This window comes from Neptunomonas sp. ABH4_499 (assembly GCF_056160565.1).
Map to the genome: position 1 here is coordinate 113,879 of NZ_JBSWXK010000004.1, position 12,664 is coordinate 126,542.

The window sequence follows — 12,664 nt, forward strand, 5'->3', positions numbered from 1 at the left end:
GGAATGGAATCTAAGCAACTGATCGAAATTAAAGAGTCCCTGATTCAGGAAAAGATCGCGCAGGTGGATAAATACCTGCTAAAGCCGGTTAATCTGAGAACCCAATCCAGTAAGTCGCCAGCTTCGTTCAGCGCCAGCGCCATTGGGGGCGGCTTACGCCAACTTACCGAAAGCTTCACCCTTGCGGATACCTTGCACGCACTCACACCTGAGCTCCCAATCTTAACGGACGTGCAGCACCACGCATTGACAGTAATGCTCAGAGGGATGGCGATTGCCTCCGCCACCGCATCACAATTTGATCAGCCATCGGGTCTGAATGAGCTTCTGAGTAAAAACAGTAAAGGCTTATTGCACGGCAATGACGTTACCGAGTTTCATGCTCTGTTACACACCAATGCCGCTATCGTGGCTTCGGTATTTTGTAACTACGTACAAGCGCATCTTGAAGTCGGGTCGGACGCGGCGACGTTTGACTTTACCCCGCCGGCCCTTGCGTTAAAGACACCGGCCGACACAATGAACGATATCATCGCGCACTTAGCCTCGGCCATCAAAGAGCATGCTCACAATGATGATCGGCTGTTCGAGCTGATTCACAGCATGTGTAACGCCTTTCAAGACCAGATTGATCTGATCAGTGCCGACCTTAAGAAAGTGCACTTATTTACCCGTTGCACTTATCAGGTCAAGAAAGATCACTTCGAGATCAACGGATTTGAGCGCAGCTTAGCCCCCAAAACGCAACGCTTGAGCATGGCGTTTAAAAAGCCAGAAGAGGTCATCGGTAACGCCGTAGCTAAATACCAAGCGGCCAAGCTTGCCAAAATGATGATGTGCTACGATTTTGAACGTAAGCTCAACCCGTTTGCGGAACTCGGCGGCTTTATCTTCACCTTTATGGGTGATGGGAACCCAGGCACAGGTAAAACTACCCTGATTCAGATGCTGGCGGGCCTCTTAAACGACTACTGCCAACAGGTTGATTACCCGTTCTATTACGAAAACTTTGGCCCTGATTGCATCAGCTCCTACCAAGGGCAATCCGGCCAGAACGCGAAGTCTTTCATTCGCAATGTTCTTAACCCGTCCGTTATTGGTTTCGGTACGATTGATGACATCGACCAAGTAGCCGGCAAACGTGGGGATAAACAAAGCTCCAGCGGTCAGCAGGAAGTGACCGCCGTCTTGATGGAGTCCTTCGCGGGTGCCAACACCCTAGTGCGCGGAAACTGCAGCTTTGGGATGTTCTCGAACTATCCAGAAAACGTCGATGATGCCTTGCGCCAACGCGCCGCCGCTCGTTTTTTGATCGATGGCCCCAAAACCTACGAGGACTATGTGGATATTTTGGCGCTGCTCTTGGGTAAGCGTCACACCATCCCAACTGGTGATATCGAGCTATTTACTACCCAAGCGATTCAGCAAGCGGTCAAAGCCAGTTACGAGGCACATGCAAAGCCCCAAGAAGCTAAGCTACTTGAGGTTTACGAACGTGTGATTCACCAACACGGTGAACTGGATACACTGGCTAACATTGGTTACTACTTGAAAGCCATCCAGCAAGCCGATGATCGCTTTACTGGACGCGCCATCAAGAACATTACCGATGCCGCAAAAGTACGATCCATGGACTTTGAGCTGCCGGATGAGTGGTTTGAGCACCCTGATCTGTTCCTGTTCAAGCCGTACGAAACCAAACGCGCCATGATCGAAGAGCTGTGTGTGCCAATTACCCCAGACATGCTTCTTCAAGAGATCAACCGCTACGCCGATTCTGAGTTCCGTTATGCGGGTAAATCGGACGATGTCGCCATCCAAAACATGGTGCGTGAGCTTGGACTAAAAGAGCAAGCCCTCTCACACTATCAGCAGTCACGAGGCCATCATGCACACGATCAGTAAGGTCTCGGATGAGGCGATTGAGCTACTCACGCAAGAGCGATTGATGCGGATTGAGTCCCCGCATCTGATTGAGCGTTACAACCGGGCGTTAAAAGATCTGTGCGATTTTACGACCGAACTTGAGCTGTTTCACATCGACTGCAGTGGCTATTCGCCCGAGATTGCCAAAGAGTGTGGTGACCCAGACTACTTGAACGTCAACGGCATCAACAAAAAATTCATTTTGGTCAGCGTCCATCAGCAAAACTACCCGATTGTACGGGCGCACTTTTCGACGACCATCTGGATCATAAAAGCTTTTATTCGCCAAAACTTTAACACCATTGTGGCACTGACGGCTCGCGATGCCTTATATGGTGAGCTTGAAAATAACATCTTTAAAGTACAGTCCTTGGAAGATGTATTATCGATTCGGCACATTGATGTGCTGGTCGATACACACCGCGAATTGATCTCGACAGCTCATGCCTACACCGAAGAAACCAAGCGACTGTTAGCCCTTGATGAAGACGCTTGGATTGACCCCAATACCTTCAAGCGCTTGCTGTCGATTGCAGAAAACTTAGATGTTGAGCAGCCGTCTGTGCTGATCCCAGCCATTACTCAATTTGAGCAAAGCATTTTTTACTCGAAACATTGTGGTGGCATGTATGTGTTCCATCCAGTGAATGAAGCGCACAAAGCCGTAGTCATCCCCCTAGATCAAAGCCGGGAGGAAGAACTCGAGACATTGGGTGTTCGGGTGATCAGCGCAACCAACCCGGTTGAGGTCTATCGTTTTCTCACCCACGAAGATTTGATCGAGCCGCTCAAAGGCCAAGCGTTAATCGATATGCGTAATCGTTTAAAGCAAAAGCAACGCAATGTGGTGTTGGAGCAGCTCTTTACGATCCAAAACAGCGAGCCAAGGCACGTCACGGACAGTTACCTAAAGCGCTACATTGAGCAGAACTTTTCGGCTCTGCCAGACGATTTCCATCACCTCTATGAACTTGGCCGTATGCTGGACTTGAATAAACCCGTCGATGAAAGCATCGGTGTGTTTTACACCTGCAAGGTCGCTGAAAACGACTTTGCCGAGCACCATGCCGCCGTGCTCAACCACCTTATCAGCTATTTTACGCCGCACAGTCATATTCGCTGTTTTGCGTACAATCGAGATCTGTTCCGCGAACGACTTCAACACTCAAAAGCCGCTAAACAGCGGATGATCATGGCGTTTATCGAAGACAACCGAGACCTCATCGAAGAGTTAGACAGACATACGCTCGGGTAACCTTGATTCAGGGTACCCGCTCCTCCTTGTTGAAACATACTATGTATGATGTGTTATCAAAAATAACTCATACACGACCCCTTGGGCTAAGGAAGGTGATTGAAAGTCGTGACGACCTCTAAATAGTATCCTCCTTAAAGGTTACGTCCTTAAGCTTTTTATAGTTAAGGTCATCGTCACATTCACCAACACCTCACCCGCTCGGTGATGCGTGTTACGTTGTCCTTCAACAAACCCAAAAGCGCTAAAAAACGGCACAGCCGCAAGCGATGCATCGGTGGTTAAATGGGTGAGTCCCTGCTCTTTTGCCTTGTGGATAAGCTGGTTCAGCAAGGCTCGGCCAACCCCTTGGCCTTGAGTGTTGGGGTGAACGTAGAAGCAATCGATGTAGCCTGCACTCTTTTCAGGAAAGCAGATAAGCTCGGCAAACCCGACCGGCCGACCAGCCATGCGGGCGACCCAAGGTTGAGTGTTCACAAACCGGGTCTGCCAAAAGGGATAATCGATCTTGAGTGGTGCCCATGCGCTTTTTTGCGCTGGCGAATACAACGCATCATCAATCCCATGGACGGAGGCAGTAAACAGATCCGCCAAGGCATTGGATTCGCCATCGCAGAAGGGTGATATCTCGATGCGTTTATCGGTCACGACGTACCCCGGTCTTCAAAGGTAAAGCCAATATCGTGTTTCAGTGTCTGTGCGCCAGCTTCGCCATTTAGGCGCTTTAACAACATATCGGAGGCGATATCGCCAATCGCTTCGTTGGTCACGCTAAAGGTGGAAAGGCTTGGGTACACATGGGCGGTGAAATCGATATTACCAAAACCCACTAGCGCGACTTGTTCGGGTATTTGGATACCGCGCTCCAATAAACACGCGACGGCCCCTTGGGTGATCAGATCATTACTGCAAATCACCGCAGAGGATTGAACCCCATCATCAAGTAACGACGCCATCGCCTTTTTACCCTCTACCACCGACACAGGCGGTTTGATCAGCATGACCGATTCGACCGTTGCAACAGCCTCTTCTAAGTAGTGCTGACACGCTCGGCAGCGAACCTGACCGCGGGTATCATCAACCCATATTAAACTAAAACGCTGGTGGCCTTTATCCAACATCACTTTTGCCATGGCCTGCCCCAAGGCGATGTGGGAGAACCCCACCATCGCATCGATCGGGTGATCGTGATAATCCCAAATTTCGACCACCGGCACTTGTCGGGAGATCAACAGCGCTCGTGCATCTTCCGAGACCAAGGGTGTGGTTAATACCACCGCATCCGGCTGGCGCGAGAGGACTTTTTGGATCTGCTCGTATTCGCTGTCGGTGTCAAAAAAGGTTTGGCTCAGAAGCACCTGATATCCCGCTTGGGTCATGCGCTCTGTGATGCGGTGGATCGAGGTCACGAAGATGCGGTGGGCGATACTGGGTACGACCACCACAATCAATTTGCTGCGTGAAGAGACCAAGCCACCCGCCAGCATATTGGGCACGTAGCCGATCTCTTTGATGGCCGCTTTGACCTTCTCCTGCGTTTTCGCTTTTACCTTGTCGGGGTCATTCAATACCCGAGACACCGTAATGGGCGATACGCCCGCGTGCTTAGCTACATCCAATAAAGTGATCTGGCTGTGCTCTTTGTGCGATGGGTGCGGCTTTTTCATTCTTCTTTGGTTAAATCAGCTGTAACAGATGCAAAATGTACAACCCAACCATGATACTGACCACCGAAATAACGGTTGTCAGCGCAATGATGTTGGCGGCAAGTTCGGCATTGGAACCTGCTGCACGCGCCATAACATAACTGGCCGCAGCAGTGGGTGTTGCAAAGAACAGGAACAATATACCTAACTCACGCCCCTCAAACCCGATTGCCCATGCAATCGTAACAAAAATCAGTGGAATCCAGACCACTTTGAATAAGCTTGATCCCAGCGTTACCCGTCCAGAAGCTTTAAAAGACGCTAACGATAACGTTCCGCCGATACAGATCAAGGCTATGGGCAGCGACATAGCACCGAAATAGTTACCGGTTTTGATCATCCACTCTGGTAGTTGCAAGCCAAAGTAAGATCCAGCCAGACCAGCAACGACCGATATAATGAGCGGGTTACGAGCAACTTGTCGCATCATACTTTTAAGATTGGCATCAAAAGTCGGGCTATAGATTGAGAGAACAACCGCAGAAAGCACATTAAAAATGACAACCACAAAACCGGACAGTACCCCGCCAACGGACAAACCATAATCGCCATATTGGTTGGTGGCTAACGCCAAACTCATAATGCCGCAATTGCCCCGAAAAGCCCCTTGGACATACACGCCCCTATCCTCTATGGGCACGCTTCTAAGCGCCCACAGCCAAGCAATAACAAAGCCCATCACGGTAGCGGCCGAGAAGTATAAGACTAATTTTGGCTGAAACGCCGTACTCAAATCCGATTGCAAAATGCTCATGAACAAGAGCGTTGGCATGGTGGCACGGAAAACCAAGTTAGAAGCAGTCGTAATAAACCCAGCATCAATCAGTTTTAAACGCTTAAGCACAATACCAATAATCACCAAACCAAATACTGGGCCGATGACTAAGAATATTTGATGAAATAACTGCGCCTGATCCGTCATGATGGGGCCGCTCCTTGAAAACGAGCCGCGTCAAAACGCACGACTCTGATGATGGAGAAGCAGCTTATCACAAAAATGATAACGTACATCATTTTGAGATCAAACGGGTTGATCAACGCACTGTTGCGGTTTTAGATCAGGCTTGATGTGTATGCCGAAAGTAATACAACGCGTCGAACGGAGCCATTGTCGCCAAAAGTTTGTAAGGCTTTAATTGATCCTTGGGCAACATCACTTTGTCGAGTGAAGCCAACTTATGAAACCGCTCGTAGAGCTCTTGGAAGGCGCGATCTAGCTCCTCTCGGCTTTGGTCACTCACCATTCGACTGGCCGAGTAAAACGGGGTTTGATCGGTGTTGTGGCTCTCAACGGCTTTTTGAACAAAGGCTTGGTTTACGCCCACTAAAATCGGATGCAATGGGCCATCCAACCGCCACTTGATCGGTTTTTCGATAAGAAAAGTAATGCGATTTTCCACCCCCACCCGCAGAAGACCGATCTCCTCTAGCTGACGCAGGTATTGATACACCTCGGCATCACTAAACCCACTGGTGCGCTGAATCTCATGTAATGGCACATCGCTGACCAACAGCATAAAGAGGTAAAGCAAGGTGCGGTTGTTGGCGAGCGCCTGCTCTGCGTCAGCCGAGATGGGTTTGATCTCGGGCCGTTGTCGCTCGCTCATATCCAATAGGGTTTCCACATCGATGGACAAGGCTTTGCAGATCTCAAGCAATCGACTGAGCTTACAATCTTGATCTTGAAACACCCGCTTGATGGTGGGTTCCGATACTGCCATCTCAGTCGCCAGCGCTTTGTAAGTGACCCCTTTTGCCTTCATCACCTCTTTTAAGGTTTGAAAGATACCGCCTTGCCGATGATGCATACCCATCTCCAAAATGATCTAAGAGACCCACAAAAAGGATCATATTACGACACTTTAACCAATAATGATTCACATATGAATCGATAAGTGAGACAAAAGCGTCATTCATCCATCACATCAAAAGGATTTCACAATGGCTTTTCGAACACACTTCTCCACCGTTTTGATCACTGGCACGTTAATGGTCGCGAGCAACACAGCGCTTGCCGCAAACGATGCCCCACTTTGGACGTTAACAGGCTTTGAGCAACCCGAGTCTGTGGTCGGTGATCAAACCTACTTGTATGTGAGCAACATTAACGGCACCCCGATGGAGAAAAACGGAAAAGGCTACATCAGTAAAATCACCGCTAATGGCAAGTGGGTCGAGCAACACTGGGCGACGGGATTGGATGCGCCTAAAGGCATGGCGATTCATGACGGGTTTCTGTACGTCGCGGACCTTACCCGTTTGCATAAAATCGATTTAAACAGCGGACAAACCAGCCACGTGTGGGAAGTCAGCGATGCGAAGATGTTGAACGATGTAACCGCCGCCCCTAACGGGGTGGTGTATGTCTCCGACTTGATCGGGGGCGGTGTGTACCGCCTTAAAGACGATACCTTAGCCCTTTGGAAAACCTACCCAGAACTTGAACACCCTAACGGTGTGTTATGGGAAGACAACACTCTGATTGTCGGGAATTGGGGCCAAGGCATGAACGAGGATTTCAGTACCACCACGCCTGGGGTTCTTTACCAAATCAACTTAAGCGATGAATCACTCTCGCCACTGTTGGATGGAAAGCCGCTTGGCAATATTGATGGCATCACTCGCATCGGCGATACGCTGTGGATCAGTGATTGGCTGGCAGGCGATTTAATGAAGGCCGATGGCAGCGCAAAACGCCACTTAGGACAAGGGCTTGCCGACATCCATGCTATCGATCAAACCTTGTATACGCCGATGATGATGGATGGAACAGTGAGTGCTTGGCAGCCGTAAGAAAACCGCTCTACAATGATCCCTCTTTTGGATACGCCAACATGAGGGATCTTTCGTGACCATCCGCATCGCAAGCTTGCACCAATACCCTGTTAAATCCTCCGCCCCGGTCAACATTAGCCGCGGTTGGATTGATGAGTGGGGCTTAGCAGGGGATCGACGTTATCTGGTCACGAACCCGGACGGCTTGTTTTTAACAGGCCGTAAACACCCAAAACTCCTGTCGCTGCAAGCCACGCCGATCAATGGTGGATTGATTTTAACCGCCGAAGGCAAAGCACCTTTAAAGCTGATCGAGCGCGATTATCCACACCTTTACACATCCGCCACCGTGTGGAAAAGCACATTTGGTGCGCAATTTTGCGGGCCAGAAGCCGAAGCCTGGATCTCGGACTTTTTAGGCGAGCCTGCCAAACTATTGTTTTTTGGATCGCTCTCCAGTCGCCCGATTGAAGATGTCGGTGATCGACAAGTGAGCTTTGCCGATGGCTATCCGCTGCTTTTAACCAACACCGCATCCCTTGATGAGCTACAAACCCAATGCGATGGCCCCATCATTATGGAGCAGTTTCGTCCCAATCTTGTCATTGAGGGCGCTGAAGCCTATGCCGAAGATGGTTGGGAGCGCATCCGTATTGGTGATGTGGTTTACCGTGTTCACTCCCCTTGCACCCGTTGTAAGTTGATCACCTTAAAGCCGCGCACTATGGAGTTCCATCCAAAACAAGAGCCGCTTCGCAACCTGATCCAACATCACTCGGACGAGAGAAAACGCCCACTCTTTGGCCAAAACTTGATTGCCGAAACCGAAGGCTTGATTGAAGTCGGTATGGATGTCGAGATTCTGGACTGAGCACCACCCATGAAATCCAAAGAGTTTTTCGATGGCGTTAAAGCCACGATCCCCATGATTGTGGGGGCGATTCCGTTTGGCATCATCTTCGGGACGCTGGCCGAACCTAGCGGCCTAAGTTGGATCGGCGCGTTGGCCATGTCAATTTTTGTCTATGCCGGCGCCAGTCAGTTTATCGCCCTTGGCATGCTGGCCGCAGGTGCTACAGCACCGATCATCATCGCGACCACCTTTGTCGTGAACCTACGCCACATGTTGTACGCAGCTAATATGGTGCCCAAAGTGCGCCATTTGCCCTTACGCTGGCGAGCGGTGATGGCGTTTGGTTTAACCGATGAGACCTTTGCGTCGGTGAATAACCGCTTTATGAACAGCAACAGCGGTATCGAGAACGCCCACTGGTTTTATCTGGGCTCCTTTATCGCCATGTACGGTAACTGGATTCTATGCACCCTACTTGGGATCAGCTTGGGGGAGTTGTTCCCCGATATGACCAGTTGGGGCTTGGATTTCGCGATGGCAGTAACCTTCATCGGGATGGTCATGCCCTACCTTCGTAATCGCCCGATGATCGCCGCCGCTGTAACAGCTGGGGCATTGAGCATTGTGACCTACTCCCTACCCAATAAACTGGGGTTGATGGTCTCTGGCTTATCCGGAGTGTGCGTCGGTTTTGCACTGAGCCTTGCACTCAAAACCCAAGTTACCGACCCAGATAAAGCATCACAAAAGGAATCCCAACATGGCTGATTGGTTAAACAGCGAGTGGCTTCTTATTGTGGGGATGTTTGTGGTCACCTTTGGAACACGCTTCTTTTTGTTCGCCTTTGCCCAGAAAATCGCTTTCCCAGCGTGGTTAAGTCATGCGTTATCCTTTGTGCCCGTGGCCGTTTTAACCGCGATCATCGTCCCAGCCATTACCATGCCCAAAGGCGAGCTCTGGGTCAGTGCACACAACCCTTGGCTGGTTGCCGGTATTGCCTCTGCGATTATCTGCATGGTGTTTCGTCACCTGCTGACCACCATTGTGGGCGGCATGCTGGTATTTATACTGCTGCGTTTTTTCTAAAAAACGATTAGATACCTTTAGAAATCTAATAACCAAACGATCCAACTCACCAATGAAGGTGACGCTTTTATGTCGCCTTTGGTTGGATCTCGATAACACACCGTTGCCCTTCCCGATGGAATTTTTCCTGAATTTACGGTCTATCTCTTTACGATGCGCGTACATGTAACGTACCGATGGAGCAAGTGGCGAGAGTTAACTTGGCCCGCTAAAGGCATCCAAGACCGCTCCGCCACAAAGTGCCCAAAGAGGCACACAGGAGACAAACCGTGAAATTTAATGCCGATTCAAACCTGTTAACCTCACTCGATGTTAACGGTCAAACCTATCACTTTTACAGCCTATCCAAAGCCGCCGAGCAGTACGGCAATATCGATCGATTGCCCAACACCCTTAAAATTTTACTCGAGAACCAACTGCGTTTTATCGACGGCGAAACCACCACAACCGAAGACGCGAAAGCCTTAGTGGATTGGCAAAAAGAAGCCAAATCCACCCGTGAGATCGGTTACCGACCAGCCCGTGTGTTGATGCAGGATTTTACCGGTGTACCCGGGGCGGTTGACCTGGCCTCCATGCGAGATGCGATCGCCAAAATGGGCGGCGACCCAAACAAAATCAACCCGCTATCCCCTGTCGATTTGGTCATTGACCACTCTGTAATGGTCGACCACTACGGCGATGAAAGCGCGTTTAAAGACAATGTCGCCATCGAAATGGAACGTAACCAAGAGCGTTACGAGTTCCTTCGTTGGACGCAAAAAGCCTTCAACAACTTCAGTGTGGTCCCACCGGGAACCGGTATCTGCCACCAAGTAAACCTTGAGTACTTGGGCAAAACCGTTTTCACCGAAGAGACCGATGGTAAAACCTTCGCTTACCCAGACACGCTGGTCGGCACAGACTCCCACACCACCATGATCAATGGTCTTGGCGTACTTGGCTGGGGTGTAGGCGGTATTGAGGCCGAAGCGGCCATGCTGGGTCAGCCAGTGTCCATGCTGATCCCAGAAGTGGTTGGCTTTAAGCTGACGGGTAAACTCAAAGAAGGCATCACCGCTACCGACTTGGTACTTACCGTGGTTCAAATGCTGCGTAAGCTTGGCGTTGTCGGTAAGTTTGTTGAGTTTTACGGCGACGGCCTTAAAGACCTTCCACTGGCCGACCGCGCAACCATCGCCAACATGGCACCGGAATACGGCGCAACGTGTGGTTTCTTCCCTGTGGATGATGAGACCCTGAATTACCTTCGCTTATCGGGCCGAACCGATCAACAGATCGATCTGGTCGAACAATACGCTAAGACACAAGGTCTGTGGCGTGAGCCGGGCCACGAGCCCATCTTTACCGATACACTGCATCTTGACATGAGCACAGTCGAATCAAGCTTGGCAGGCCCTAAACGCCCTCAAGACCGCGTCCCCTTAGGTCAGATGAAGACCACGTTTGATACGCTATTAAGCGATAGCCTGCCGAACATCAACATCATCGAAGAAGCGAAATTCCTCTCCGAAGGTGGCGACACGGCTGTGGGTGCGGATAACAGCATGGCCGGTGAGCAAGGCGATACCAGCATCCATTACAAAGGTAAGGGCTTCCGCCTAAACCATGGCGCGGTGGTGATTGCGGCGATCACCTCCTGTACCAATACCTCGAACCCTAGTGTGATGCTGGCCGCAGGTTTATTGGCGAAAAAAGCCCGTGAGCGTGGCCTCGAAAGCCAGCCTTGGGTGAAAACATCGCTGGCTCCAGGCTCCAAAGTAGTAACTGAATACCTAAGCGCCAGTGGCCTACAACCTTATTTGGACGAGCTGGGTTTTGATCTGGTCGGCTATGGTTGCACTACCTGTATCGGTAACTCCGGCCCACTGCCTGACCCTATTGAGCAGTCGATCCGCGATAAAGATTTAACCGTGGCAGCGGTGCTTTCCGGTAACCGTAACTTCGAAGGCCGTATCCACCCGTTCATCAAAACCAACTGGTTGGCTTCACCACCGTTAGTCGTTGCCTATGCACTGGCTGGTAGTGTGCGTGTTGATTTGGCGAGCGAGCCACTTGGTCGCGACAGTAACGGTGATCCGGTTTATCTAAAAGACATTTGGCCAACCCAGCGAGAGATTGCAAACGCGGTTGAACAAGTCAAAACGGATATGTTCCGCACCGAGTACGCGCAAGTCTTTGATGGCGATGCGCAGTGGCAATCGATTCAAGTCCCAGAGAGCAACACCTACGCATGGTCGAAAGACTCGACCTACATTCAGCATCCGCCGTTCTTTGAAGGCATGGGCGAAAACCCAGAAGCCCTAACGGATATCGTCGATGCGAGCGTACTGGCAAAATTTGGTGATTCGGTCACTACTGACCACATCTCCCCTGCCGGTAACATCAAAGCGGACAGCCCGGCCGGTCGTTACCTGCAAGAGAAAGGGATTGAGCCAAAAGACTTTAACTCCTACGGTTCACGTCGTGGTAACCACGAAGTGATGATGCGCGGTACCTTTGCGAACGTACGTATCCGTAACGAGATGCTCGATGGTGTCGAAGGTGGCTTTACCCGCCACATACCAAGTGGCGAACAATTGGCCATTTATGACGCCGCAATGAAATACGCCGAAACCCAAACCTCCCTCGTGGTCGTTGCCGGTAAAGAGTACGGTACTGGCTCCTCCCGCGACTGGGCAGCTAAAGGTACACGTTTATTGGGCGTTAAAGCGGTTATCGCAGAGTCCTTCGAACGTATCCACCGCTCCAACTTAATCGGCATGGGTGTTTTACCCCTGCAGTTTGTGGAAGGCGAAGATCGCAACAGCCTAAACCTAACCGGCGAAGAGACCTTCACCATCACCGGAATCGCCAGCATGAAGCCTGGTGAGCGCTTAGAAGCCACCATCACCTATCCAGATGGTGCCAAAGCCAACGTTGCGCTTAAATCCCGCATCGATACCGAGAACGAGCTTAACTACTACAAACACGGCGGCATACTGCACTATGTGCTGCGCGCGCTGATGAAGTCGTAAGTTTACTGAGCAATAAGATGAAAAGGCCCGAATGCTCGGGCCTTT

At 50.6% G+C, this 12,664-nt stretch carries 11 protein-coding genes; 7 read left to right on the top strand and 4 right to left on the bottom strand.

Annotated features, from left to right (window positions below; translation table 11 throughout):
* Positions 1-3 precede the first annotated feature (3 nt).
* On the top strand, positions 4-1,905 hold the full coding sequence (locus tag ACXAF9_RS05430; RefSeq protein ID WP_475071383.1) for an ATP-binding protein: 1,902 nt from the start codon (positions 4-6) through the stop codon (positions 1,903-1,905).
* Positions 1,889-3,181 carry a DUF6638 family protein gene (locus ACXAF9_RS05435; RefSeq protein ID WP_475071385.1) on the top strand — a complete coding sequence of 431 codons (1,293 nt, stop codon included), beginning with the start codon at positions 1,889-1,891 and terminating at the stop codon, positions 3,179-3,181. Before ACXAF9_RS05430 ends, ACXAF9_RS05435 begins: the two co-directional genes overlap by 17 nt.
* Positions 3,182-3,322: 141 nt before the next feature.
* Here the strand turns inward: ACXAF9_RS05435 and ACXAF9_RS05440 are convergent, their stop codons facing one another.
* From ACXAF9_RS05440 to ACXAF9_RS05455, 4 genes are all read right to left on the bottom strand, one after another.
* A complete protein-coding gene (locus tag ACXAF9_RS05440; RefSeq protein WP_475071387.1) occupies positions 3,323-3,829 on the bottom strand; it encodes a GNAT family N-acetyltransferase in 507 nt (168 codons plus the stop codon).
* Positions 3,826-4,848 (bottom strand): LacI family DNA-binding transcriptional regulator, encoded by a 1,023-nt coding sequence (locus tag ACXAF9_RS05445; RefSeq protein ID WP_475071389.1) that lies wholly within the window; start codon positions 4,846-4,848, stop codon positions 3,826-3,828. Before ACXAF9_RS05445 ends, ACXAF9_RS05440 begins: the two co-directional genes overlap by 4 nt.
* Before the next feature lie 10 nt (positions 4,849-4,858).
* A complete protein-coding gene (locus tag ACXAF9_RS05450) occupies positions 4,859-5,809 on the bottom strand; it encodes an AEC family transporter (protein ID WP_475071391.1) in 951 nt (316 codons plus the stop codon).
* A 136-nt stretch (positions 5,810-5,945) separates the two neighbouring features.
* Positions 5,946-6,695: a helix-turn-helix domain-containing protein gene (locus ACXAF9_RS05455; protein WP_475071393.1), complete on the bottom strand. Its 750-nt coding sequence runs from the start codon at positions 6,693-6,695 to the stop codon at positions 5,946-5,948.
* Between the two features lie 133 nt (positions 6,696-6,828).
* Here ACXAF9_RS05455 and ACXAF9_RS05460 point away from each other — a divergent pair, with 133 nt between their 5' ends.
* From ACXAF9_RS05460 to acnA, 5 genes are all read left to right on the top strand, one after another.
* Entirely contained in the window at positions 6,829-7,680 is an 852-nt protein-coding gene (locus ACXAF9_RS05460; RefSeq protein ID WP_475071395.1) for an SMP-30/gluconolactonase/LRE family protein, read from the top strand.
* A gap of 55 nt (positions 7,681-7,735) precedes the next feature.
* A complete protein-coding gene (locus ACXAF9_RS05465) occupies positions 7,736-8,533 on the top strand; it encodes an MOSC domain-containing protein (RefSeq protein WP_475071397.1) in 798 nt (265 codons plus the stop codon).
* A gap of 9 nt (positions 8,534-8,542) precedes the next feature.
* Positions 8,543-9,283 (top strand): AzlC family ABC transporter permease, encoded by a 741-nt coding sequence (locus ACXAF9_RS05470; RefSeq protein WP_475071400.1) that lies wholly within the window; start codon positions 8,543-8,545, stop codon positions 9,281-9,283.
* A complete protein-coding gene (locus ACXAF9_RS05475) occupies positions 9,276-9,602 on the top strand; it encodes an AzlD domain-containing protein (RefSeq protein WP_475071402.1) in 327 nt (108 codons plus the stop codon). Before ACXAF9_RS05470 ends, ACXAF9_RS05475 begins: the two co-directional genes overlap by 8 nt.
* A gap of 269 nt (positions 9,603-9,871) precedes the next feature.
* On the top strand, positions 9,872-12,619 hold the full coding sequence (acnA, locus tag ACXAF9_RS05480) for an aconitate hydratase AcnA (protein ID WP_475071404.1): 2,748 nt from the start codon (positions 9,872-9,874) through the stop codon (positions 12,617-12,619).
* Positions 12,620-12,664 lie beyond the last annotated feature (45 nt).

Bases quoted from the DNA above. Each gene is read 5' to 3' on its own strand.
- ACXAF9_RS05475 (WP_475071402.1), top strand. From the start codon at position 9,276: ATGGCTGATTGGTTAAACAGCGAGTGGCTTCTTATTGTGGGGATGTTT.
- ACXAF9_RS05470 (WP_475071400.1), top strand. From the start codon at position 8,543: ATGAAATCCAAAGAGTTTTTCGATGGCGTTAAAGCCACGATCCCCATG.
- ACXAF9_RS05430 (WP_475071383.1), top strand. From the start codon at position 4: ATGGAATCTAAGCAACTGATCGAAATTAAAGAGTCCCTGATTCAGGAA.
- ACXAF9_RS05450 (WP_475071391.1), bottom strand. From the start codon at position 5,809: ATGACGGATCAGGCGCAGTTATTTCATCAAATATTCTTAGTCATCGGC.
- ACXAF9_RS05445 (WP_475071389.1), bottom strand. From the start codon at position 4,848: ATGAAAAAGCCGCACCCATCGCACAAAGAGCACAGCCAGATCACTTTA.
- ACXAF9_RS05455 (WP_475071393.1), bottom strand. From the start codon at position 6,695: ATGCATCATCGGCAAGGCGGTATCTTTCAAACCTTAAAAGAGGTGATG.
- ACXAF9_RS05435 (WP_475071385.1), top strand. From the start codon at position 1,889: ATGCACACGATCAGTAAGGTCTCGGATGAGGCGATTGAGCTACTCACG.
- ACXAF9_RS05460 (WP_475071395.1), top strand. From the start codon at position 6,829: ATGGCTTTTCGAACACACTTCTCCACCGTTTTGATCACTGGCACGTTA.